Source organism: Spongiibacter sp. (assembly GCF_041602295.1).
In the GTDB taxonomy this organism is placed as follows: domain Bacteria; phylum Pseudomonadota; class Gammaproteobacteria; order Pseudomonadales; family Spongiibacteraceae; genus Spongiibacter.
Genome location: NZ_JBFIGO010000014.1, coordinates 20,128 through 44,060, shown reverse-complemented (window position 1 = coordinate 44,060; position 23,933 = coordinate 20,128). Strand labels below are relative to the sequence as shown.

Genomic DNA, 23,933 nt, shown 5'->3' with positions numbered 1-23,933 from the left:
GTCAGCGAGCCGACGGTGGTGCGTTTTTGCCGCGCGGTGGGCTGCGACGGCTTTCAGAATTTTAAAGTGGCGCTGGCCCAGCATGTGGCTCACAGCCCCGAGTACGAGGCCTTTAGCTACAGCGACGACGACAGCGCTCGCCAGTACACCTTCAAGGTCTTTGATTCGACCATGGAGGCCTTGAAGCGGGTGCGCGACAGCATCGAGGTGGAAGCCATCGAAAAGGCGGTGCAACTGCTGGGCAATGCCCGGCGGGTGGAGTTCTATGGCTTTGGCGCCTCGGCGGCGGTGGCCAGCGACGCCCAGCACAATTTTTTCCGCCTGCAGATCAGTGCCAGCGTTTACGCCGACCCCCATGTGCAGGCGATGTCGGCGATGTCGCTGCACGCCGACGACGTGGTGGTGGCGATCTCCCAGTCCGGCCGCACCCGCGCCCTGCTCGACGCCATCAAGCTGGCGAAAAAAAATGGCGCGCCGGTGATTGCGCTGGCCCCCAGCGGCAGCCCGATCGCCGACTTGAGTGACCTGCCGATCTACGTCGATGTGGCCAACGACGAGGGCGCCTATACGCCGCTGCCCTCGCGGCTGGCACATATGACGGTGCTCGATATTCTCACCGTCGGCATCTCGGCCAGCAAGGCCGGATTGCGCGAGCATCTGGACAGTCTGGAAGAGGGCCTTAAAGCGCTGCGGCTGGAAGACAAACGCAAGTGAAGGCGTTGCTGGGCGCGATGTTGCTGGCACTGGCGGCGCTGACACTGCTGCTACTCGGCGCCAGCCTGTTTTTCGAGGACTCGCCGCAGCGGCTGGAGTACCAGGTTTATGTCGACGCCGCCAACCGCATCTTTGTCAACGGCGAGCCGGCCAGCGAGGAGCAGGTCTACCGGCTGGGCCGCGACATGACCATCGACTTCGAGCTGCAGCGCCACCCGGCGGCGACCAAGGGTTTTTGCTTTGCACAGCGCGGTTGCTTCGAGGATTGATGCTTGGTGTCCGGGAGCTGCTGTTTTATCGGCTAGGCGCCCAGGCATCCGTATTTGTTGAGCGATGCCCGCCGCTAGTGATTTTTCTTGCGGTAGGCCAATGGCGTTTCGCCGGTCCATTTGCGGAAGGCGCGGGTGAAATTTGCCGGTTCCCGGTAGCCAAGTCGCAGGGCAATTTCGCCGATACTCAACTGACCGTTGCACAGCAGACGCTTGGCACGGCGCAGCCGCGCGGCATCGAGCTCTTGTTGGAAAGTCGAATTGGCGGTCTGCAGGCGGCGCTTTAAGCTGCGCGCTGACAGGTGCAACTGTGCTGCCAATTCGTCTAGTTTGGGGTAGTCGCTGTCGACTTCATCGAGTATGGCGCGCACGCGGTTGACAAAGGGCACCGCGGCAGCGCCGATCTCGCTGAGTTCGCGCTCGCACTGCTGAGTAACCAGTTCGGCGGTGCTGCGATCGGCGGTGGAGAGTTCCTGATTCAATAATTCGCTGGGTAGGCGCAAGGCATTGATCGGGCTGTGGAATTCGCAGCTCGGCAGCAGTGCGCAATAGTCTTGGAAATAGGCCGGAGGCGCGAAGTCGAAGCACAGGGCAATACGCCGGTCGTCGGCGCGCACCTCGCTAGCTATCTGTTGGGCCATGCGCCACAGCCCCGATAGGAAAAATTCAAACACGCACTGCCTGAGGGGGCCGAGCTCAACGGCCTCGGTTACCTCAACAAAGGTGTGGTCGCCGTCTGCGCGGATTGCCATATGCAGAAAGGGGGTACGCAAACTGACAAAGCGCCGGCCGAACTCCAGGACATCGCGCACGGTGTTGAAGGTGGCCAGGCCCAGGCCGACAAAACCGTGGCTGGTCATTTGGCTGTTCAAGCCGATGGCAAAGCCGAATCCGGGGTCACCGCTGAGCGACAGCGCGCGCAGCAGCAGCGCCGCAGTAGTCGCCTGGTCGACCCGGCTGTCGCTGCGGGCTAGGTGCGCGGGGTCGATGGATAGCCCTTGCAGCAGGCGGTCGGCCGTCACCCCGCGGGCCTCGGCGAGCTGCACAATGAGGTTAAGGTATGCCGAGGGCACTCCGATAAGTTTGGAATTTGTCATGGTTGCCTGGCCTGATATGACAAAAATTATGGCACAACTGCCCCTCACTGAGAAGTCGTCTTGCACACTACCATCGGCAAATAATAACGACGGGGTGTGAGTGATGCTGGTGAAAGCTAACAATCTCTGGGCGGCGGCCCTGACCGCGCTGCTTATTTCTGCCTGTGGCGGGGGCAATGTTGAAAACGGTCAGCCCGCCGGTGTCGCGACGGGTGACAGTCGCAGTGAACTCGGCGGTGAGCACTTCGTCAACAATGTGCAGCCGCAGTTGGGTTTTTGTCGCAGTTGTCACATACCCGAAGGGGTGGCCGATGTTGACGACGGTCGGCGTTTTTTGTTGTCGGCGAACCCTGCTGAAGACTACGCCAATACACACCAGGCGTGGCAGCGACTGGGCGGCGGTGTCGATAACAATCTACTGCTGCGAGAAGCTTCTGATGACTCTGAGCCGCATAGCGGCGGCAAGCCCTGGGTCAAGGGCGGCGCAGCTTATAATGCCGTGCATCGCTTGCTTAGCTGTTGGCAGAGCGGTGTTGATTGTACGCCCTCTGGTGTTGGTGGGGCTGCCGAGTTGCCACCACTGCTGGGTAACCCCGGCAAGCATTTTTTTGTTAATCAACTTTGCGACGGCGCGGCTGATACCACCCCCATTGACTGGAGTCGCGACCCCAGGCGGTTGTTGCAAGCCGATGGCTTTGCGGGCTCGGCGCAGCTGATTGACAGCGAAGCCTATGGGGTTCACTTCAATGATCCCTATGAGATATGCCATACCGATACCTTGTTTGAAACCCAGGCGCGGCAGAATGCGTTGCGCGTGGCCGCAGGCAAAGAGGCGATTTACTCTGCCAAGCGCGACCCGGCGACGTGCGGTGAATGGCGCCGGGCAGTGCAAAATGGTCACGATTGGGTGGCGATGACGCCTTCGGACCAGCCTCATAGTGGCGATCATGTTGGTGGCGTGGCATCGGCGCAGGTGTGGAACAGCCTGTGGCGGTTGTGGGAAATGCCTGAGCGCCCTGCGAACTATGATGATGAGCTGTTCGAACGCTACGGTCATTCGCCACCACCAGCGCATATCTATAATCCCTATCCGATTGTGGATGCCGAGCGCGGTATTGATGAGCGGCAGCTGCTTAGTAAGGACTTTGGCGGCAGCGGCCGATTGCCGCTTGGCTTTGCCCAGGGTAGGGATGCCGATGGCAATTACATGGGCACTATTGGTCTGACCTGCTTCAGTTGTCATGCCGGCCAAATCGGCAGCGGCGAGGTGACTAGCCGGGATGGTGTGGCGAACACCCGCAGCTACGGTGGCAATGACAGCGGCACATTTATGGGCCTGCCCAATACCAATACCGAGTTGGGAGTCTTGTACCTAGATTTGATCAACGCCGCGCAGTACGAGCGCGAGGGGCGCAGTGAGCTGCCCTTTGATGTTCCCGCGGTCGGCTATATCCCGCTGATTAACACCACGCGGGGTACTAATGCCGCCGACACCGAGATCGAGGCGATGGTGATTCGCCGCGATTTCGATTCGTTGGAAAATGACGCCCACCTACTCACCTATCCGCTGCATGGAAACACCGGGGACCAAGACCCGCCAGCGTGGTGGTGGCTGTCCAATAAGACGCGCTATCTGTGGTTTGGTGGACACTCGACGGACTCATCCCGCGGCAATATGTACTTTGGCAGCGTTAACGATCTGTCGGGCGAACAGGTAAAAGGCAATGAGGGCACTTATGAAGATGTTCATCAGTGGTCGCTGACGCTTGAGGCGCCGGACTATCCGGCCGGCTATTGTCGCGGTAGCGACGGCCAACCGACAGAGGGCGATCACTCCGGCTGTATTCGCCGCGGCCTCGCCGAGCAGGGCGCGGTGTTGTTCCACGAAAAGGACCTGTGGGCAAATGATGCCAACCCTGACATCCCACGGCCCAAGGGTAATGGTTCCTGCGCAGGCTGCCATGGAGCCTACTCACCGCGCTATATCAACGACAAACGCTTTTTGCCCGATCCAGTGCTGGCGGGCATGGTCGGCTACACCGTGCCGATGGAAATTATCGATACCGACCCCGCCCAGGCCGAGGGTTGGGCCAGCGAGTTGCGCGAGCACGTGTCGACCTTCTGGTGGTCTTATACCGATGCAGTGGCGGGCTATATTCTGCCAGAGGAAAAAGACCGGATGACTGAGACCCTGGACGACTATATGTTTTCTGGGATCTCCGGCGGGGATTTTGCCGACCACTTGTCGCGCACGTTGGGCCACAGTGGCAATCTTGAATTACTCGCCGATGCCACCAGCCCTGCATTGGCAGCCAGCCTCGGTCAGATTCCCAACCTGGGTATCGGTGAGAGCGTCGGTCGGGTAAAAGGTGCCTGCGCCTTTGAAGAGAAGACCGTTGGTTATGTGACACCGCCATTGCACGGCGTGTGGGCCTCCGCGCCGTATTTGCACAATGGCTCGGTACCGACGGTGTGGGGAATTCTCGATCCCGACACGCGGCCCAAGGTCTGGCGGCGCCAGCGCACAACGACTCCGGTGCACTTCAATGCCTTTGAGACGCGTATCAACGGTGAGTCTAGTGGCTATAACTGGGACAAAATGGGTTGGAACTACGACTTGATGAACTGTGGTGACGGTGGCCAGGGTATTCCCTATTACAGTTGTCAGCCGGCCCAGGACATGCCCACTGAAATCCAGTGGGGGGCCGACCTGTTGCTCGGCGGCCTGTTGTGGCCAACTTGGGTTGTGCCGCCTCCGGTGGGTGCGCGGGGCCTAGAGGATAGAATGATTTTTAATACGGGCATGTACTCGAAGAAAAATCGCGGTCACGAATGGACCCGCGCACTGTCAGATAGCGAGCGTCGAGCGCTGTTGGAGTATATGAAAACGCTCTAGTTGTCGGCTTGATAAGTCGCAGCGGTATTGGCGGTGTCGCCTACACCTGGGCGTACAGGCTGCGATCGGCCAGCCAGCGGTCAATCAGTGGTTGGACGTTCTCCGGGTGTTGCTGCAGCAGGGAGATGGCCTGTTCGCGCACGCTGTCGACCAAGTCTTCGTCGCGCTGCAGGTCGGCAATTTTAAAGCTCATCAAGCCGGTCTGGCGGGTGCCCAGCACCTCGCCGGGGCCGCGCAATTGCAGGTCCTGTTCGGCGATCACAAAACCGTCGTTGCTGTCGCGCAGCGCCGCCAGGCGCTGGCGGCCGTTGCGCGACAGTGGCGTTTGGTAGAGCAGCACACAGTGGCTCTGCTGGCTGCCGCGACCGACCCTGCCGCGCAGCTGATGCAGCTGGGCCAGGCCGAGGCGCTCGGCATTTTCGATAATCATCAGCGTGGCATTGGGTACGTCGACGCCGACCTCGATCACCGTGGTAGCGACCAGCAGGTCGATGTCGGCGGCTTTAAAGGCCGCCATCACCTCGGCCTTTTCGCTGGGCTTCATCCGGCCGTGTACCAGCGCCACGGTTAATTCCGGCAGCGCTTCGCTGAGCTGCTGCCAGCTCACCTCGGCGGCCTGCGCCTGCAGTTTGTCGGATTCCTCGATTAGGGTGCACACCCAATAGGCCTGCTGGCCGCTCTGGCAGACGCCGCGCAGTCGCTCGATGACGGCGTCGCGGCGGTCGTTGGCCAGCACCACGGTGTTGATCGGGCTGCGCCCCGGCGGCAGTTCGTCGATTACCGAGGTGTCCAAGTCGGCGTAGGCGGTCATCGCCAGGGTGCGGGGAATAGGGGTGGCCGTCATGATCAGCTGGTGGGGTTGGCCGACTTGATCCTCGCCTTTTTGCTTGAGTGCCAAACGCTGGTGAACGCCAAAGCGGTGCTGTTCGTCGATCACGACCAGGCCGAGTCGGGCGAACACTACTTCGTCTTGAAACAGGGCGTGGGTGCCCACCACGACCTGGGCGCCGTGGTCGGCGACGCGCTGTTGGGCGGCGGCGCGGGCCTTGCCTTTTTGTTTGCCGCTGAGCCAGGCGACTTCCAGTCCGAGTGGCGCCAGCCAATTGCTGAAGCTGTGAAAGTGCTGCTCGGCGAGGATTTCGGTGGGCGCCATAATCGCCACTTGATAGCCGCTGGCCACGGCGCGCAGCGCGGCCAGCGCGGCCACCGCCGTTTTGCCGCTGCCGACATCGCCCTGGACTAGCCGCAGCATGGGGGAAGGCCGTTGCAGGTCGGCGCGAATTTCCCGGCCGACGCGGCGCTGGGCGGCGGTCAGGCTAAAGCCCAGCCCGGCTAGAAATTGCTCTTCCAGTTCGGCCGGGCCGTCGAGGCGAGGCGCGCCGAAGCGCCGCGCCTCGACGCGCAGTTTCTGCAGCGCCAGGTTATGGGCTAACAGCTCTTCAAAGGCGAGGCGGCGCTGGCTGGGGTGGTGGCCGGCCTGCAGTAATTCCAAGGAGGCGTCGACCGGAGGTCGGTGCAGGTAGCGCAGCGCCTCGGACAGTGTCCAGCGGCCGGGCAGGGCGGTGTCGGGCAGCCATTCGGCAATGGGGTGGTGGTCGAGATAGTCCAGCGCTTGATCGCAGAGCTTGCGCCAGCTGGTTTGGGCAAAGCCCTCGGTGCTGGGATAGATCGGCGTCAGGCGCTCATCGATGGGCAGTGGCGCATCGCGATTAAGCAGGCTGTATTCCGGGTGATAAAACTCCAAGCCGCCGGCGCCGCGCCGCGCTTCGCCAAAGCAGCGCAGGCGGGCGCCCTTGCTGAGCTGCTGTTTTTGCGCGGCGTTAAAGTGGAAAAAACGCAGGGTGGTGGTGCCGCTGCCGTCGCGCAGTCGGCACACCAGGCTGCGGCGGCGGCCAAAGACGATGTCGGCGGCCAGCACCTCACCCTCGATGACTACATCGGCACCGGGGCGCAGGGCGCCAATGGGGCAGATGCGCGTGCGATCCTGGTAGCGCAGCGGCAGGTGAAACAGCAGGTCTTGGACACTGCGCAGGCCGAGGTTATGCAGTTTTTCACGCAGCCGTGGGCCGACGCCTTTCAGGACACTGATATCGAGCTGGTGGAGGGCGGCAGTCATGACTGAGGGGCTGCCATCTGCGCATCGTGGGTCACCGCCCTAATGGCTCGGCTGATAATGTCGATGGCTTGGTGGCGGGGAAAGCTGGCCCGCCAGGCCAGGGCGATTTCGCGGCTGGGCGGGGTGCCGGCAAAGGGCCGGGTGCACAGCAGGCTATCGCCATAGGGGCCAATCTGGGCGGCGGACAGGGGCAGGACGCTGATACCTAATTGCGATGCCACCATGTGCTTGAGGGTTTCCAGCGAGCTGCCTTCGACGACCGACTGCAGCAAGCGGTCGCTGCGCGCCAGCTGTTGGCGGAGCCCGGGGCAGGCTTCCAGCACCTGGTCGCGGAAACAGTGGCCCTCGCCGAGCAGCAGCACGTCCTGCTGAATCAGATCACTGCGCTCAATGGCGGTCTGGGCCGCCAGTGGGTGGTCGCGGGGTAGCAATACCACGAAGGGCTCTTCGTATAGCGCTTGGGTGACCACCTCGGCTTCGGTAAAGGGCAGTGCCACAACGATGGCATCGAGGCTGCCATTGCGCAATTTGTCGCGCAGCGTGGCGGTCATATTTTCTTCGATATACAGCGGCATCTGTGGTGCCAGTTCGCGAAGTTTGGGAATAGTTCGCGGGTAGAGATAGGGGCCGACGGTGTGGATGGCGCCCACGGCCAGCGGGCTGCCCAGGGGGTCCCGTCCCTGCTGGGCCAGTTCGCGAATACGCTCGCTCTGTTCTAGGACATGGCGGGCCTGGCCGACAATCTGTTCGCCGATAGCGGTGCAGCTGACCTTGGCGCGGCTGCGCTCGAACAGACTGACCCCCAGTTCTTCTTCGAGCTTTTTAACAGCCACGCTGAGGGTGGGTTGGCTGACAAAACACCGCTCGGCAGCTTTGCCAAAGTGACCGGTGTCCTGCAAGGCAATGATGTAGCGTAATTCCGTAAGTGTCACTAAACGGCCTGTGTCGATAGTTTTAGGCTATGGCGCGACAGTGTACAACGCCGCCGCGCCAGCTGCCTACTGGCTGAGGTCGAGAACCAGCTTGCCGATATGGTCGCCACCCTCCATACGCTGGTGGGCCTTGGCGACTTCGGTCAGGGGGTAGACGTGATCGATGCTGGGGCGCAGATCGCCGCTGGCCAGCAGCGGCCAGACCCGGTTGCGCAGGGCGTCGGCGATAGCGGCTTTTTGTTCGCGACTCTGGGCGCGCAGGGTAGAGGCACTGAGGGTGAGGCGCTTCATCAGCACTGGCAAGAAATTCAGCTCGCTGCGAAAGCCTCCCTGGAAGGCGATAAACACGATGCGGCCGTCGGTGGCGGCCAGCTCGATATCGCGCTGGATATAGTCGCCGCCGACCATGTCGAGAATCACATCGACGCCGCGGCCATCGGTGGCCTTACGCAGCACTTCCACAAAGTCCTGTTCGCGGTAATTCACCGCGATGCTGGCGCCCAACGACTCGCAGGCGGCGCATTTCTCGGCGCTGCCGGCGGTGGCAAAAACGCGGGCGCCGAAGGCGCCGGCCAAGGCAATGGCGGCGGTGCCGATGCCACTGCTGCCACCGTGAACCAGTAACGTTTCGCCGGCCTGCAGGCCGGCCCGCTCGAAGACATTGTGCCAGACGGTAAAATAGGTCTCCGGCAGGGCGGCGGCGTCAACATCACTGAGGCTGTCGGGAATGGGCAGACATTGGCCGGCGGGGACGCTGACATAGTCGCTGTAACCACCGCCGTTGCACAGTGCGCAAACCCGGTCTCCGACCTGCCAGCCTGCAACGGCGCGGCCAACCATTGCCACACGGCCAGCCACTTCCAGGCCCAGTATTGGACTGGCATCGGTCGGCGGTGGGTACAGGCCGTAGCGCTGCATCAGGTCGGGGCGGTTGACGCCCGCAGCGCTGACGTGAATCAGAAGTTCGTCATCGCGGCACGGTGGCAGAGCCTGTTCGGCAATGCTCAGACTGTGATCGTCGTTAACTTGAACGTAGCGGGCGGTGGGTGGAAGCGCTGTCATTACGGTTTCCCTTTGTTATGCTGCCGGCCGAAATGGGTGAATGTGCCCAAGTATGCCTGAGCCCGGCGTGGGCTTGAACCGGGGTCGAAAAAATCATGAAGCCTGCAACGAAGAAATTACTGATCATTGGCTGTGGCGATATTGGCGGCGGCGTGGCCAGTCACTATGTGGCAAAGGGCTGGCAGGTGCAGGGCTTGCGGCGCGATATCAGCAAGCTGCCGCCGGGGGTGGAGGGGCTGGCTGCTGACCTCGGCGATGCCGACAGCATCCGCGCGCTGGGGCCTCTGCAGGCGGATTATGTATTGATGACGCTGACGCCCATGAGCTATCGGCCAGAGGGCTATCGCAAAATATTCGAAGAGGCGCTGGCGACTGTAATGGCCGGCCTGCAAGCGCCACAGCACCTGCTGTTTGTGTCGAGCAGTGGGGTGTACGACCAGAGTGGTCACGACTGGGTGGACGAGGACAGCGCGACTGAGCCGTCGCGGTTTTCCGGGCAGAGCATCCTCAAGGCGGAGCAGAGCATTGCCGCCAGTGCTTGGCCCCACAGTATTGTGCGCTTTGCCGGTATTTACGGGCCGGGCCGCCTGCAGATGATTGGCAAGGTGCGCCGCGGCGAGTGCGTGCCCGATGAACCGCTGCATTACAGCAATCGCATTCACCGTGACGACTGCGTGGGCTTTCTCTGTCACTTGATCGACCGCGTGGCGGCGGGAGAGCCTGTGGAAAAGTGCTATCTCGGTGTCGACGATATGCCGGTGGCTATTCAGCAGGTGCAGCGCTGGCTGGCCGAGCAGCTGGGGGTGGCCTACCGCCAAGAGGGTGAGCCGATTGCGCGCACTGGCAGTAAGCGCTGCAGCAACCGCCGCCTGCGCGACAGCGGTTACCAATTGCGGCACCCGGATTACCGCAGCGGCTTTGCCGAGCTGCTTGAGGAGTTTAAGCGCTAGCGCTTACAGCGCCAGAATCACTTCGATTTCTACCATCGCGCCCCGTGGCAGGGCGGCCACTTGCACACAGGCGCGGGCGGGGTAGGGTTCGGCAAATACCGAGGCCATGACCTCGTTGACGGCGGCGAAATCACCGAGATCGGTCAGTGAAATATTCACTTTGACCGCATCGTTTAAGCTGCCGCCGGCCGCTGCGGCCACTGCGCTCAGATTTTTAAATACCTGCTGGCTTTGTTCGGTGATACCGCCCTCGACCATTTCCATGGTCTCTGGAATCAATGGGATCTGGCCCGACAAGAATACCAGGTTGCCGGTTTTGACTGCCTGGGAGTAGGGGCCGATGGCGGCAGGTGCGCGCTCAGTGCTGATGATTTCTTTGTTGCTCACGGAAGGCTTCCTTTCTGCTGTATTCGCGGCGCTGAGGGCGCCTCAGTGTTTTTCGCGGGTGACTTTAAGCACCGCGGGAATATTGCGGATGCGGCGCATAATGCTCGCCAGGTGAACGCGTGAGCGCACGCCAATGACCAAGTGAATGGTGCTTATTTTGGGGTTTTCATCCTCGACGCTGATCTTTTCAATGCTGGCATCGGCGCCGTTCACTCGGGTGGCGAGCACGGCAATAATGCCGCGCTGCTTGCTGAGTTCGACCTTCAGTTCAACGGAAAAGTCGCGCTCTATGTTTTCTGCCCAGCTCAGTGGCACCACGCGTTCGGGGGTGCTGCGCAGCTCGATACTGTTGTGGCAATTTTCGCTGTGTACGACCACGCCTTTTTCGGCGCTGACAATACCGACAATATGGTCGCCGGGGATGGGGTAGCAACAGCGGGCAAAGTTAACCAAAAAGCCCTCGGTGCCGTGAATGACCATGGTCTGGCGTTGGCTGGCGGCGGGCATGGACGAGTTGCCGTCTTCGTCGTCGACCTGGTCGCGCAGGTTGAGTAATTGCCTGGCGGTTAAATAGGCGACGCGATTGCCCAGGCCGATTTGCTCGAGAATATTCTCAGCGGATTTGGCGTGGGTGGCGTCGACCAGCTGCTCAAGGTGTTGCTCGCTGAAGTTATCGAGGCTTTCATCCATGCTCGCCAGCGCCCGCTCAAGCATACGCTGGCCCAGGCTAACGGCTTCGGCGCGACGCTGATGTTTAAGAAAGTGGCGAATGCCACTGCGCGCCTTGGCGGTGACCACAAAGTGTAGCCAGGCGGGGTTGGGCTGGGCGCCGGGGGTGGTGATCACCTCCACGGTTTGGCCACTTTGCAGGGCTTCCGACAGCGGTGCAAGGCGGCGATTGATGCGACAGGCTACACAGCTGTTGCCGACGTCACTGTGCACGGCGTAGGCAAAATCGACGGCGGTGGCGCCTGCGGGCAGCTCCATAATGTCGCCCCGCGGGGTGAAGACATAGACCTCGTCAGGGAACAGGTCGATTTTGACGTTTTCGATAAATTCCAGCGAGTCGCCGGCGCGCTGCTGCATTTCCAGCAGGCCCTGTACCCACTGGCGGGCGCGGGCGTGGCTGGAGTTGCCGCGGGGGTCTTGCTCGCTGGACTTGTACAGCCAGTGGGCGGCGATACCATTGTTGGCCATCTCTTCCATTTCCTGGGTGCGAATCTGGATTTCGATGGGCACGCCCTGCATGCCAAACAACACAGTGTGCAGAGACTGGTAGCCATTGGCCTTGGGGATGGCAATGTAGTCTTTAAACTGGCCGGGCACCGGTTTGTAGAGGCCGTGTACACAGCCGAGAACGCGGTAGCAGCTGTCTACGGAGTCGACGACGATACGAAAAGCGTAGAGATCCATGATCTCTTTCAGCGATTTGCGCTTGTTGCGCATTTTGCTGTAAATGCTGAACAGGTGCTTCTCGCGGCCAACCACATGGGCCTTGTGGCCCTCTTCCTGCAAGCAGTTTTCCAGGCTTTCTTGAATATTCTGGATGTTTTTGCGGCGGTCGCCAAAGCGGGTGCGAATCGCCTTGCTAATGCGCTGGGCGCGCATGGGATGCATGGCCTGAAAGCCCAGGTCTTCGAATTCTACGCGGATATTGTGCATACCCAGGCGCTGGGCAATAGGCGCGTAGATCTCCAGGGTTTCGCGGGCGATACGGCGGCGCTTGGGGGGCGGCATCACGCCGAGGGTGCGCATATTGTGCAGGCGGTCGGCCAGCTTAACGAGGATAACGCGGATATCCTTGGCCATCGCCAGGGCCATTTTCTGGAAGTTTTCGGCCTGTTGCTCGGCCTTGGATTGAAACTCGATGCGGGTGAGTTTGGACACCCCGTCGACCAGTTCCGCCACCGCGTCACCAAACTGCTCACTGAGGTCCTGCTTGCTGATCGCGGTGTCTTCGATCACGTCGTGCAGCATTGCCGCCATCAGGCTCTGGGCGTCGAGGCGCATCTCCGAGAGGATGCCGGCCACCGCCAGCGGGTGGGTAACGTAGGGTTCGCCGCTGCGGCGGTTTTGGCCCTCGTGCGCTTGTTCGGCGTAGTAATAGGCGCGCCTCACCTGCATAACTTGTGAAGCGGAAAGATAATTACTCAAGGTTTCGGCGAGGGCGTCGATAGATTGCGCCGGCTCCGGCTTACCGTGTTGGTAACTAAAGAAGCTGTACTGGTGCATCGACACCCCGAGCCGAGTATTTAAAGAGGCTGAGAACCCAGCTCTACACCCAAGTCCAGTTCTGGCTCTTCGGCTACTGCGTCGGCCGCCATAATTTCTTCGCGCGTGATTTTACCTTCGGCAATTTCGCGCAGCGCCAGTACCGTGGGCTTATCGCCTTCTTCGACGACCAGCGGTTCTTTGCCGCCGGTGGCCAGTGCGCGGGCGCGCTTGCTGGATACCATTACCAGCTCAAAACGGTTATCTACCGCCGACAGGCAGTCTTCTACAGTAATACGGGCCATGAAAGGGTTCCTGAATTTGCTGAATCGCAGCGGCTACGGGCGCCGCTGACAGTTATCCACAGTCTAACAAACTTCGGCCAGTTATGTCAGCAGCGCTGTTAGCAAGTCGTGGTGGCGCAGTTGCTGTTTGCTCAGCTGCAGCCGGTGACTGAGTAGCACGGCCTTGAGTTCGGCCAATGCGGTGTCAAAGTCGTCGTTGATCACCACATAGTCGCCCTCAACGTAGTGCGACATTTCTGCCACGGCCGCCGACATGCGGCGGTTGATCACCGTCTCGTCGTCTTGGCCGCGGCCTGTCAGGCGTTCGCGCAGGGCCTGCTGGGAGGGGGGCAGAATAAAAATCGATACGGTGTCGGGCATCAGCTTGCGCACTTGCTGGGCGCCTTGCCAATCGATCTCCAAAATCACATCGCGGCCGCTGGCCAGCGTGGTCTCTACCCACTGTTGGGACGTGCCGTAGTAGTTGTCGAAGACCTGGGCGTGCTCGAGAAAGGCACTGTCTTGCAGCATGGCGGCAAAGGTGTCGTGGGACACAAAATGGTAGTTGACGCCATCGCGCTCACCGGGGCGCATCGCGCGGGTGGTGTGGGACACCGACACCTGAACATTGTCCATTTCTTCCAGTAACCGCGCGACCAGGCTGGTTTTGCCGGCACCCGAGGGGGCGGAAACCGTGAAAAGAGTCCCCTGGCTTTGTTGCATTGCTGCGATGTCCCGTGTTGCTGAATGAATAGTGGGAGTATACGGCCTGTATGCGGTAACGTCACCGTGAGCGGTGCTGAAAACCCCTGGCCGCGCCAGTGCAGTTGCCATTGGCGAGCAAATTGGCGGGCTGCGGGTGGAGGTCATGCCGGCAGCAGTGACATTTGTTTAATCTTTACCCCGGTCTTCTTGCGCTAGACTCTGGCCCATAAAAATACTAAACAGAAAGATTGGTGGGTGAATAGCATGCAGAAAAAGCGTCTTGCGTATCGGCTGTGCTTGATGGTGGTTGGGGCCGTTCTCGCCGCCTGTGAGCCGGCTCCTGAAGCGCCCAAGCCGGAGCCGAAAGCCGAGGCGCTGGCGGTGCAAACCCTGCTGCTTGAACCCAAGACCTGGCAACTGCAATTTGCCAGTTATGGCCATTTTGAATCTACCGAAAAAATCACCATTAGCGTCAACTTTTCCGGCACTGTGGAAACGGTGCATTTTCAAGATGGCCAAAGCATTTCGGCAGGGCAATTGCTGCTCGCACTCGACGACAGCAAGCAGCAGCTGCATTTGCAGCAGGCGCAGGCCAATGTGGAGAGCGCCAAGGCCGAGTTGGAGAAAGTTCGCAGCACCTATTTCCGCTATCGCGGTTTGATGTCTAGCGGCGCGCTGTCTCGCGAGCAGCACCGGCAGAGCAAGGCCAATTTTGAGCGAGCACTGGCCGCAACCCAGGAGGCGGAGGCGGCGCTGGCGATCGCCCAGCAAGATCTGCGAGAAACGCGCATTATCAGCCCGGTAGACGGCGTTGTGACCCAGCGCAACGTCGATGCGGGGCAAACGGTACTGCCGGGCAACCCGCTGGCCGTGGTGCAGGTGGCAGATACCTTGCGGGTGGTGACCTTTGTCGGCGAAAGATTGGTCAATCAGTTGCGCCTGGGCGATCTCGCTCAGGTCACTAGCCCGGCGGTGCCGGGCCGGCGCTACCAGGGGCGCGTTGAACTGGTCAGTTCGGCGGCAGATCCCGACACCGGAAATTTCATCGTTAAGTTGACGGTTAATAATAGCGAGCGCCTGCTGCGGCCGGGTATGTCGGCGACACTGACAATGAGTGGTATCGAGCGCAGTAATACTCTGGTCATTCCCAAGGCCTTAATGGTGGATCGAAACCGCCGGCGGGTGGTGTACCTCTATCGCGAGGGTGTGGCGCGCGAAGTGGAGCCGGTACTGGGCGTTGCTGTGGGTGACATGTTGCCGGTGCTTGCCGGCCTCAAGCCCGGCGATCGCGTGATTACGTCCTATCTGGACCTGTTGGCGGATGGCAAGCCGGTGACACTGGCCGAAGCTGCGCAGCCGACGGCGTTGGAGGTGGCACAATGAAGTCATTGGTCGGCTTCTTTGTGCGGCGACCGCTGCTGGTCAATCTCATGCTGGTTATGATTTTTTTGGGCGGCTATGTGGTGACGAAGTCGCAGGTCTACAGCAGTTACCCGTCTATTGATACCGGCTTTTTTGTTGTCACTACGGTGCGCCCGGGAGCGAGCGCAGAGGATGTAGAGCTGTCGGTCACCGTGCCCTTGGAAGAGGAAATTCTGAAAATCGACGGCATTGATTCTCTGCGTTCGGCCAGCATGGAGGGGCTGTCCAGCTTAACCATTCAGTCAGACCCCGATAATGATCGGGCGGAGAATCGCGAATTTCGAGACGAGCTGCAAAAGGCGATCGACAAGGCCTTTGGTCGCATGCCGGAAGATGTGCCGGAAAAGCCCGACTTGCTCGCCGAGGACCCCGACCGCACTCCGGTGATGGAAATTTTGATCCACGGCAATGTGGCCGAAGACATTCTGCGTCAGACCGCGCGGCGGTTGCAGACGGCGGTGCGGCGGGTGCCGGGTGTCGCGGGAACCGAGCGCAAAGGCTATCGCCGCAAGGAAGTGAAAATACTGCTCGACCCGCTAAAACTGCAGCACCTTGGCATGAACTACGACGAGGTGATCAATGCGATTAAGGGGCACAATGTCCGCGATTCCGGCGGGTCGCTGGAGTCGTTTACGTCTGAGCGAGACGTGGTCACCGTTGGCCAGTTTCGCGATCCGCACGAGGTCGAAGAGGTCATTGTGCGGGTGGCGGGCCGCGACAACTTCGTGCGGATAAAAGATATTGCGGAAGTGGTCGTCGACTTTGAGGACTGGCTCGAGCAGTCGATGGCCAATGGCGAGCCCGGTATCAGCCTGCGGGTGAAAAAGTCGGCAAACGCCAATGGCCTGAAGGTCTCTAAAGAGCTGCTTAATTTCATAGACCAGCAGAAGGAATTATTGCCACCGGGCGTCGAGTTGACGCCGTTCAATGACACCACCCGCTATGCGCGCAACATGCTTGATGTGTTGTTTAGCAATGCCATGGTCGGTATGGCGCTGGTGTTTTTTTCACTGCTGGCATTCTTTCCGCTGCGCTTTTCCATCTGGGTGGTCGCGGGTATACCCACCGCGATATTGATGAGCTTCATGATGATGCCGGCGATGGGGATCACCATGAATCAGCTGAGTATTTCTGGCCTGATACTGATGTTGGGGGTGCTTGTTGACGATGGGATTGTGGTCAGTGAGGGCATCTTTCAGGAAAGCGAGCGCGGGAAAAGTCCGATTGACGCCGCCATCGACGGCACCTCGGTAATCGCCGCGCCGGTATTAACCAGTTCGGCCACCACTCTGCTGGCGTTTATGCCACTGATATTTTTATCGGGCATCGAGGGCAAGTTTTTGTGGATGTTGCCGGCGGTGGTGGTGATGGTGCTGCTGGCGTCGCTCATCGAGTGCCTGTTTATTTTGCCGGCACATATGCGCCACGCCCTGGAACACGCTCAGGCGAAAGGCCAAAATACCTTGTCTCGACAATGGTTTGTGCCGATTGAGCGCGGCTACAGTTGGTTGATGCACAAGATGTTTAGCCACCGTGTACTGAGCTTTATTGGCATCGCACTGCTGGCGGTAATTGCTGCGGTATACAGTGCCAATCGGCTGGTGTTTGACCTCTACCCCGACAGTGATACCGACCAAATTTTGGTGAAATTAGAACTGCCCCTGGGCGCCTCGTTTTCTCATACCCGAGAGCATGTGCTGGCCTTGGAGCGCAAGTTGATAGCGGTCTTGGATCCACGGGACCTATTGGCGACCAAGGCCACCATTGGCAATCACGACGTCGACAACGAACCGTCGATCACCGAGGGGCGTCAGTCGTACTGGGGGAAAATCGACGTGTATTTGCACCCGCAAAGTCAGCGGGCGCATTCGTCTAACGAGGTGATTTCGGTGATGCGCGAGCTGTTTAAAGCGCAGCCGGATTTTAGCAGTATTCAAATACACCCCTTTGAAAACTCGCCGCCCACCGGTGAAGCGGTAGAGTTGGATATTGTCGGCAACGATCCCAGTCGTTTTCTGGTTGCCGATCAGTTGTTACATATTCTGGAAAGCCACCCCCATGTCGACCAGGCGTGGAGCTCGTACAAAAGCGGCAAAGATATCGTCGACCTGGTTCTCAAGCCCGAGTTGTTGGCCAACTACGGTCTGAGCGTCGCCGATGTGACGCGCGCGGTCCGCATCGCGTTTGATGGCTTGCTGATAGACGAAATGCAAACCGTTGAAGAGCGCATCAAATTCCGCCTGCAATACCGCAAGCCGGAGCAGGGTCAGCTGGAAACCCTGTATGGTCTGAGCGTGATCAATAAACGCGGTCAGCCAGTCTTGCTGCACAATATTGCAAACTTGGAAACGCGTCCTAACGAGGCAACGATATATCACTACTTTGGCGACCGCACGGTGACCGTCTATGCCAGTATCGACAAAGAAAAAATATCGGTCGCGCAAATTAATAACTATGTCGCCGACTATATTGCCGAGCAGCGCCTGGCCGAGAAATTTCCAGAACTGCGCATTATTGAAGGCGGTGAAGCCGATCGACAGCAATCGGCGCTGGGCAATATTGCCGATGCGGCGCTGCTGAGTATCGCCGGTATCGCCTTGCTGTTGGTGCTGTTGTTTAACTCGGTGACCCAGCCGCTACTGGTGATGATGGTGATTCCGCTGGGGGTGATTGGCACCTTGTTTGTGTTCGCCCTGCAGGGGGCCGAGCTGAGTCTGTCGGCGCTTACCGGCTTCACCGGCTTGGCGGGCATTCTGGTCAATGACTCATTGATTATGATCGATCAACTAAACCGCGCGCGCAGCGGCGGGATATTAGATCGGGAAGCCTTGGTGCGCACCGCACAAACGCGATTGCGGCCCATTTTTCTTACCACGGTTACCACGGCATTGGGTTTATACCCGGTTGCCTATGGCACCTTTGGTACCAGCCCGACCATCGCGCCCATTGCGATGGTCATGCTGTGGGGAGTGATATTGGGTAGCATAATTACGCTGTTTTATTTGCCCAGCTTGTATGCCATAGAGCAGGATTTGCGGCGATTGCTGTCGCGCCGCCGCAAGTCGTCGAGGGCGCCGGTGGTCTAGGCCAGCTTATTCAATATTCTGGATCTGTTCGCGCATTTGCTCGATCAGCACTTTCAGCTCCACGGCGGCCTGGGTGCTGTCGGCGACCACGGCCTTTGACGACAGGGTGTTGGCTTCGCGGTTGAGCTCCTGCATGAGAAAGTCGAGCCGGCGGCCGGCGGCGCCGCCCTTGCTGAGCACGCGGCGAACTTCTTTGACATGGGTATCTAAGCGATCCAGTTCTTCGTCGACGTCGGCCTTTTGGGCGATCAGTGCCATCTCCTGTTCCAGCCGGTCGCTGTCGAGTTCGGCTTGCAGTTCGGCGAGGCGGCTGCGCAGTTTGTCGCGCTGGCCGGCAACAATCTCTGGCATGCGCTGGCGCAGCTCGGCGACGATTTGATCGATGCTGTGCAGGCGCTGTTCGATCAGCTGGGCCAGGGCCGCGCCCTCGCGCCGACGATTGTCGCGTTGATCGTTGAGAGCCTCGGCAAAGGCGGTGAGCAAGTCCTTGCTGATGGTATCGCCATCGGGTTCGGCGCTTTGCATAACGCCGGGCCAGCGCAGCACTTCCAGCACATTGATGGGCGCGGCATGGGTGATATCGGCGCGCAGTGCGTGGGCGGTATTCAGCAGCTGCTCGGCCAGCTCGTGATTGAGGCTGAGCTGCTGCTCTTGTTCTTTTAGGCTCAGGCGCAGTGAACATTCCACTTTGCCGCGCTGCAAGTTGTCGCGCAGTCGTTCGCGCAATTCCGGCTCCAGTTGGCGCCAGTTTTCCGGCAATTTAAACGATAGCTCCAGGTAGCGATGATTCACAGAGCGCAGTTCCCAGATGGCGGTGCCCCAGCTGTGTTCGCTGCGGCGGTGGGCAAAGGCGGTCATACTGCTGATGGTCACGGGCGTCCCCTGTTGCGTGAAGCGAAGTGGTGAGCAGTCATTGTAGCGGGAAACGCCTTTCGCTTCAGTGGCGTCTGCGCAGGTATACTGTGCGGCTTCAGTGAAGGAGAATGCTATGAGTTTTGTTCGACCCAGTGGCCGCAGCGCCAATCAGAAGCGCGAGCTGCGCATCAGCCGCAATTACACCTGTCATGCCGAGGGCTCGGTGCTGGTGGAGACCGGGGCGACCAAGGTGTTGTGCACGGCTTCGGTGGATGCCAGTGTGCCGCCATTTTTGCGCGGCAAGGGGCAGGGCTGGGTAACGGCGGAATACGGCATGTTGCCGCGCAGTACTGGCAGCCGCATGGGGCGCGAAGCGGCGCGCGGCAAACAGTCGGGTCGCACTCAGGAAATTCAGCGCCTGATCGGCCGCTCACTGCGCGCGTCGGTAGATCTGCAGGCGCTGGGTGAACACACCATTACGCTGGACTGCGATGTGATTCAGGCGGATGGCGGCACCCGCACGGCGGCGATTACCGGTGCCTGCGTGGCAATGGTTGACGCGATCCGTTATTTGCAGCGCAGCGGCGCCATTGCCACTGACCCTCTGAAGCAGTTGGTGGCGGCGGTCTCGGTCGGCGTGTATCAGGGTCAGCCGGTGTTGGACCTCGATTACATCGAGGACTCCAGCGCGGAAACCGATATGAATGTGGTGATGGATGAGCGCGGCGGCATTATTGAAGTGCAGGGCACCGCCGAGGGCGCAACCTTCAGCCGACTGGAAATGAATGCGATGATGGATTTGGCTGAGCAGGGGATTGAGGAGTTAATTGCCGCACAGCGCGCCGCGCTGGCTGAGTAAATACTGGGGCTGGTGGGGGCATGGCCCCCGCCGCCGCGTTAAAAGGCGCTTTCGGGCAATTCGTAGTCGTAGTCCATGATCAGTGGCGCGTGCTTGCCGAATTGCTGAACCTTGTAAATGGCGCCGTGCTCGACCCGGGTTTTTAGCCGCTCGGATACCACTTGATAGTCGACTCGCCAGCCGTTCTTGCCCGGCTCGCCATCTGGCCAGTAGCTGAATTCGTCGGCGTCATTGTTCACCAGTCGGAAGGCGTCGGCGTATTGCTCGTCGTGGAACAGGCGTTCCAGCCACTGCTGTTCCTCGGTCAGGCTGCCGGAGACGCCGTGATTGGCCTTGATATCTTGAATGTCGATGCTTTTGTGGGCGATCCCCCAGTTGCCGCAAATGACGAAGTCGCGGCGCTTGTTGCGAACCTTGTGCAAGTGGTTGTAATACTGCTCAAAGAACTGATTTTTGCGAATCTGTGCTTCGCTATCACCCGTTGGCACGCTGGGGGCCAGTAAACTGCCGATGCTGATATTGTCGAAGTCGGCCTGGATATAGAGGCCGTCCATATCAAAGTCCATAAAGCCGAGGCCGGTCATAATGGCTTTGGGGAGTTGCCGACAATAAATCGCTACGCCGTTGCTTTTGCCGTCGGCGGCGTCAAAGAAATAGGGATTGTAGTCGCGGGGAAAGAACACATCGTCGCGAAGTTTGTATTCGGCAATGCCCAGGTTTTGCAGGCAGATAATATCGGCGTCCTGCTTGACGACCCAGTCAAAAAAGCCTTTTTCTGCGGCATCGGTGATGCTGTCAGCGCAAAAGCTGATGATTCTCATGCGTTTCCCGTGCGTCTGGTATTAGGGCATTGAGCCCTTGCTGTTGTGTCGATACTTTCGCCCGAAATAACGATGGCGAAGACAGGCTGTACCGCGATTGTGTCGCTCCCGCCGGCCGTCCCCTCAGGGGGCTTGCCGCATTGCCTGCGGCTGTGCAGGCAATTCCCATTATAAACAGCTGGTTAGACTACAATGAAAACTTTTTGACAACAATCAGCTGGCGTCGAATGTCGGCAAAAACACCATGATTAGGGGCTTTTGGCCGGTCTTCTTGGCGCAAAGCGCCGCCGCGCTCTGGGACGCGGGCGTCGCCGCGCGTACAATAAGGGCTTCTATAAAACAGTATTTTTCATATGAGTCATAGTCGCGCATGAGCATTAAACCCTTTCAGCAGCAGTTTATCCGTCAGGCCATCGACAGCGATGCGCTGTGTTTTGGCGAGTTCACCCTGAAGTCTGGTCGCGTTAGTCCGTATTTTTTCAATGCCGGCCGGTTTAGCAGCGGTGCGGCCCTCAGTGCCCTGGCCGCTTGCTACGCCGACGCTATTGTCGACTCCGGGGTATCGTTTGACTTGCTGTTCGGCCCGGCCTACAAGGGCATTCCGCTGGCGGCGGCAACCGCCTGTGCGCTGGCCGAGCGCCACAATATCGATATGCCCTTTGCCTATAACCGCAAGGAAGCCAAGGCTCACGGCGAGGGTGGCAGCGTGGTGGGGGCGCCTCTGCAAGGGCGAGTGTTGATTATCGATGACGTGATCACCGCCGGTACGGCCATTCGCGAAGCGATCGGCATGATCGAGGCTGCGGGTGCCGAAGTGGCGGCCGTGGCCATTGGTCTAGACCGCCAAGAGCGGGGTCAGGGTGAGTTGTCGGCCATTCAGGAATTGGAACAGGAGCGCAATTTGGCGGTCATCAGTATTGTGGGTTTGGCCGATATCGTCGAATACCTTACCGCCGCGACTAGCGATATTGACCTAATATCTAGGGTAAGTGCGTATCGTGAGCGCTACGGTGTGTCGTTATAGTGGAGAAAAGCGTAGGGAGATAGAGTGCATTGATTCGCGTTAGGCAATTGCTCAATAGGCGGCACTGGTGTTTGTTCTTGTTGGTATTTTGTGCCGCGGCGTCGGCGCAGGCCGACAAGGTTTTTTACCGCTATGTCGATTCCAGTAACAAGGTGGTGATCCTCGATCGCCTGCCGCCTGAGGTGGTGCCGCGTGGCTACGATGTCATTCGCGCGGATGGCAGTGTGGTTAAAACCGTTGCTGCTCGGCTGAGTGAGGAAGAGCGCCAGGCCTGGGCCCGCGAGCAGGCAGTGGCCCGCGCTCGCGCGGAGGCCGAAGAAAAATTGCGTAACTGGGATGAATCGCTGCTGCTGCGTTACAGTGATATTGACGATATTGAGCACGCCAAAGAGCGCGCCCTCAGGGATATCCGTGTGCGCATCTCCATTCTTAAAAGCAACCTCAATGCCTTGAAGCAAAAAGTGAGCAGCAATCAGTCTGAAGCGGCTGAATTGGAACGGCGCGCTATGGAGGTGCCCGAGGCGTTGGCGCAAACGTTGACCGATCTGCGCCGCGAGGTGAGCGGCACGGAAAAAGATATCCTGCGTCGCCAGGAGGAGCTCGCGGAAGTGGCCGAAGCCTATGAGCGGGACAAGGAGCGCTTCTTGCAACTACAGGATAATGTGCGGCTGCGCCGCAGTTACCACGGCAGCGCTAATTGACCGTCCTCAGCGGAACAGTGTTTCCTGCAGCAACTGCCACTGTTCGTCCCAGTCGCTGCTCGGCAGCCGTTTAAAATCACTTCTGACAAATTGGCCGATACGGCCCTCTACGCAAGCCATCAGCAGGTTGGCGGTGGCATTGGCGGTGGCGCGGGTGCGCAGCCCCTCGCGTATTTCTGCCTCGCGCAAAGTCTGCCGCAGCTGGGTTTCCAGTCGGTCGTAAAATTGCTGGACCCGGCCGCGCAGGCGCTCGTGTTCACCGGCCAAGGCGTCGCCGTTGAAGATGCGGGTGATTCCGGGGTTGCGCTCGGTAAAGGCCAGCAGCAGTTGCAGAATCTTGGCGATCTGCAGACTGGCGCTACTGCCTTCGCTGCAGATGGTGGCGACGCGGCTAAAAATGGCTTCTTCGACGAACTCAATAAGCCCTTCGAACATTTTGGCCTTGCTGGGGAAGTGGCGGTACAGAGCCGCTTCCGAAACACCGACCTCCGCGGCCAGTTTGGCCGTGGTGATGCGTGCGCCGGGCTGGCTTTCCAGCATAGTGGCCAGGGCCTGCAGAATTTCATCGCGGCGAGAGGGTCGCTTGTTCATCGCTTTATCCTAGTCGCTGAGATCGGCAGCCTGCAGGCTTTTATTGGTGATCAGGGTGCCGACACCGGTGTCGGTAAAGATCTCCAGCAACACGGCGTGGGGAACCCGGCCGTCGATAATATGGGCGCTGTTTACACCACTGTTTACCGCGCTCAAGGCGCAGCCGATTTTGGGCAGCATGCCGCCGTAAATGGTGCCGTCGGCAATTAATGCGTCTACTTGCGCAGTACTCAGCCCGGTTAGAACACGGCCCTCTTTGTTTTTCAGGCCCTCGATATTGGTCAGCAGCATCAGCTTTTCGGCTTTGAGCACCTCGGCGATTTTGCCGGCGACCAGGTCTGCGTTGATATTGTAGGAGGCGCCGTCGGGGCCGACGCCTATCGGCGCGATAACCGGAATAAAGTCACTGTTGACCAGCATGTCCAGTACGTCGGTACTGATGCTCTCGACTTCGCCAACGTGACCGATATCGATAATTTCTGGCGCTGACATTTCGGGTGTCTTGTGGCGAACCTTGAGTTTGCGGGCGCGGATCAGCTGGCCGTCCTTGCCGGTCAGGCCCACGGCCTTACCGCCGTTGTGGTTCAGCAGTGACACGATCTCTTTGTTGACGCTGCCGCCCAGCACCATTTCCACCACATCCATGGTGTCGCTGTCGGTGACCCGCATACCTTCCACAAAGCGGGAGTCGATCTGCAGGCGTTTCAGTAGCTCACCGATCTGCGGGCCGCCACCGTGGACGACGACGGGGTTCATGCCGACCAGTTTCATCAACACGATGTCGCGCGCGAAATGCTCCTTGAGTTGGTCGTCCACCATGGCATTGCCGCCAAACTTTACGACAATGGTTTTGCCGGTAAAACGTTGGATATAGGGCAGGGCTTCGGTTAGAACGCGGGCGACATCGCCCGCTGCGTCGCGGCTCAGTGACATATTGGCTCTCGTACTCGG

General features: G+C 59.6%; 21 protein-coding genes. 9 read left to right on the top strand and 12 right to left on the bottom strand.

What is annotated here, in order from left to right; all coding sequences use genetic code 11:
- Nucleotides 1-714, top strand: a 714-nt coding sequence (locus ABYM29_RS04590) for an SIS domain-containing protein (RefSeq protein ID WP_372862695.1), incomplete at its 5' end; no start/stop codon positions are given.
- On the top strand, nt 711-983 hold the full coding sequence (locus tag ABYM29_RS04585) for a hypothetical protein (protein WP_372862693.1): 273 nt from the start codon (nt 711-713) through the stop codon (nt 981-983). The genes ABYM29_RS04590 and ABYM29_RS04585, both read left to right, overlap by 4 nt.
- A 74-nt stretch (nt 984-1,057) precedes the next feature.
- Here the strand turns inward: ABYM29_RS04585 and ABYM29_RS04580 are convergent, their stop codons facing one another.
- Nucleotides 1,058-2,080 carry a helix-turn-helix domain-containing protein gene (locus tag ABYM29_RS04580; protein ID WP_372862690.1) on the bottom strand — a complete coding sequence of 341 codons (1,023 nt, stop codon included), beginning with the start codon at nt 2,078-2,080 and terminating at the stop codon, nt 1,058-1,060.
- Nucleotides 2,081-2,183: 103 nt separating this feature from the next.
- On the opposite strand from ABYM29_RS04580, the gene ABYM29_RS04575 reads away from it, so the two are divergent.
- On the top strand, nt 2,184-4,976 hold the full coding sequence (locus ABYM29_RS04575; RefSeq protein WP_372862687.1) for a hypothetical protein: 2,793 nt from the start codon (nt 2,184-2,186) through the stop codon (nt 4,974-4,976).
- A 40-nt stretch (nt 4,977-5,016) separates the two neighbouring features.
- Here the strand turns inward: ABYM29_RS04575 and recG are convergent, their stop codons facing one another.
- The 3 genes from recG to ABYM29_RS04560 all read right to left on the bottom strand — a co-directional run bounded on the left by recG (nt 5,017) and on the right by ABYM29_RS04560 (nt 9,086).
- Nucleotides 5,017-7,092 carry an ATP-dependent DNA helicase RecG gene (recG, locus tag ABYM29_RS04570; RefSeq protein WP_372862684.1) on the bottom strand — a complete coding sequence of 692 codons (2,076 nt, stop codon included), beginning with the start codon at nt 7,090-7,092 and terminating at the stop codon, nt 5,017-5,019.
- Nucleotides 7,089-8,024, bottom strand: a complete 936-nt coding sequence (locus ABYM29_RS04565; RefSeq protein WP_372862682.1) for a LysR substrate-binding domain-containing protein — start codon at nt 8,022-8,024, stop codon at nt 7,089-7,091. Before ABYM29_RS04565 ends, recG begins: the two co-directional genes overlap by 4 nt.
- Nucleotides 8,025-8,090: 66 nt before the next feature.
- Nucleotides 8,091-9,086, bottom strand: a complete 996-nt coding sequence (locus ABYM29_RS04560; protein ID WP_372862679.1) for an NAD(P)H-quinone oxidoreductase — start codon at nt 9,084-9,086, stop codon at nt 8,091-8,093.
- 95 nt (nt 9,087-9,181) lie between these two features.
- Between ABYM29_RS04560 and ABYM29_RS04555 the strand changes: the two genes are divergently transcribed.
- Nucleotides 9,182-10,036, top strand: a complete 855-nt coding sequence (locus ABYM29_RS04555; protein WP_372862676.1) for an NAD(P)H-binding protein — start codon at nt 9,182-9,184, stop codon at nt 10,034-10,036.
- A 3-nt stretch (nt 10,037-10,039) separates the two neighbouring features.
- Here ABYM29_RS04555 and ABYM29_RS04550 read toward each other — a convergent pair whose 3' ends face one another.
- The 4 genes from ABYM29_RS04550 to gmk all read right to left on the bottom strand — a co-directional run bounded on the left by ABYM29_RS04550 (nt 10,040) and on the right by gmk (nt 13,641).
- The gene (locus ABYM29_RS04550; protein WP_372862675.1) at nt 10,040-10,423 is read right to left on the bottom strand and encodes a RidA family protein; all 384 of its coding nucleotides are present in this window, start codon (nt 10,421-10,423) and stop codon (nt 10,040-10,042) included.
- A 42-nt stretch (nt 10,424-10,465) separates the two neighbouring features.
- Nucleotides 10,466-12,655 (bottom strand): bifunctional GTP diphosphokinase/guanosine-3',5'-bis pyrophosphate 3'-pyrophosphohydrolase, encoded by a 2,190-nt coding sequence (spoT, locus tag ABYM29_RS04545; RefSeq protein ID WP_372862673.1) that lies wholly within the window; start codon nt 12,653-12,655, stop codon nt 10,466-10,468.
- A 20-nt stretch (nt 12,656-12,675) separates the two neighbouring features.
- The gene (gene rpoZ / locus ABYM29_RS04540; RefSeq protein WP_372862671.1) at nt 12,676-12,939 is read right to left on the bottom strand and encodes a DNA-directed RNA polymerase subunit omega; all 264 of its coding nucleotides are present in this window, start codon (nt 12,937-12,939) and stop codon (nt 12,676-12,678) included.
- Nucleotides 12,940-13,020: 81 nt separating this feature from the next.
- Nucleotides 13,021-13,641: a guanylate kinase gene (gmk, locus tag ABYM29_RS04535; RefSeq protein WP_372862668.1), complete on the bottom strand. Its 621-nt coding sequence runs from the start codon at nt 13,639-13,641 to the stop codon at nt 13,021-13,023.
- A gap of 246 nt (nt 13,642-13,887) precedes the next feature.
- Here gmk and ABYM29_RS04530 point away from each other — a divergent pair, with 246 nt between their 5' ends.
- Both ABYM29_RS04530 and ABYM29_RS04525 read left to right on the top strand, forming a co-directional pair.
- Nucleotides 13,888-15,006, top strand: coding sequence for an efflux RND transporter periplasmic adaptor subunit (locus ABYM29_RS04530; protein WP_372862665.1), 1,119 nt, complete (start codon nt 13,888-13,890; stop codon nt 15,004-15,006).
- Nucleotides 15,003-18,131, top strand: a complete 3,129-nt coding sequence (locus ABYM29_RS04525) for an efflux RND transporter permease subunit (RefSeq protein WP_372862663.1) — start codon at nt 15,003-15,005, stop codon at nt 18,129-18,131. Before ABYM29_RS04530 ends, ABYM29_RS04525 begins: the two co-directional genes overlap by 4 nt.
- A gap of 6 nt (nt 18,132-18,137) precedes the next feature.
- Here ABYM29_RS04525 and ABYM29_RS04520 read toward each other — a convergent pair whose 3' ends face one another.
- The gene (locus ABYM29_RS04520; RefSeq protein WP_372862697.1) at nt 18,138-18,989 is read right to left on the bottom strand and encodes a YicC/YloC family endoribonuclease; all 852 of its coding nucleotides are present in this window, start codon (nt 18,987-18,989) and stop codon (nt 18,138-18,140) included.
- Between the two features lie 130 nt (nt 18,990-19,119).
- Here ABYM29_RS04520 and rph point away from each other — a divergent pair, with 130 nt between their 5' ends.
- Nucleotides 19,120-19,845, top strand: coding sequence for a ribonuclease PH (gene rph, locus ABYM29_RS04515; protein ID WP_372862661.1), 726 nt, complete (start codon nt 19,120-19,122; stop codon nt 19,843-19,845).
- 38 nt (nt 19,846-19,883) lie between these two features.
- Here the strand turns inward: rph and ABYM29_RS04510 are convergent, their stop codons facing one another.
- Nucleotides 19,884-20,666 carry an exodeoxyribonuclease III gene (locus ABYM29_RS04510; protein WP_372862659.1) on the bottom strand — a complete coding sequence of 261 codons (783 nt, stop codon included), beginning with the start codon at nt 20,664-20,666 and terminating at the stop codon, nt 19,884-19,886.
- Between the two features lie 370 nt (nt 20,667-21,036).
- Between ABYM29_RS04510 and pyrE the strand changes: the two genes are divergently transcribed.
- Both pyrE and ABYM29_RS04500 read left to right on the top strand, forming a co-directional pair.
- A complete protein-coding gene (gene pyrE, locus ABYM29_RS04505; RefSeq protein WP_372862656.1) occupies nt 21,037-21,690 on the top strand; it encodes an orotate phosphoribosyltransferase in 654 nt (217 codons plus the stop codon).
- Nucleotides 21,691-21,767: 77 nt separating this feature from the next.
- The gene (locus tag ABYM29_RS04500; protein ID WP_372862654.1) at nt 21,768-22,391 is read left to right on the top strand and encodes a hypothetical protein; all 624 of its coding nucleotides are present in this window, start codon (nt 21,768-21,770) and stop codon (nt 22,389-22,391) included.
- 6 nt (nt 22,392-22,397) lie between these two features.
- On the opposite strand, the gene slmA is transcribed toward ABYM29_RS04500, so the two are convergent.
- Both slmA and argB read right to left on the bottom strand, forming a co-directional pair.
- Nucleotides 22,398-22,982, bottom strand: a complete 585-nt coding sequence (gene slmA, locus ABYM29_RS04495) for a nucleoid occlusion factor SlmA (protein ID WP_372862652.1) — start codon at nt 22,980-22,982, stop codon at nt 22,398-22,400.
- Between the two features lie 9 nt (nt 22,983-22,991).
- Nucleotides 22,992-23,915 carry an acetylglutamate kinase gene (gene argB, locus ABYM29_RS04490; RefSeq protein ID WP_372862649.1) on the bottom strand — a complete coding sequence of 308 codons (924 nt, stop codon included), beginning with the start codon at nt 23,913-23,915 and terminating at the stop codon, nt 22,992-22,994.
- Nucleotides 23,916-23,933 lie beyond the last annotated feature (18 nt).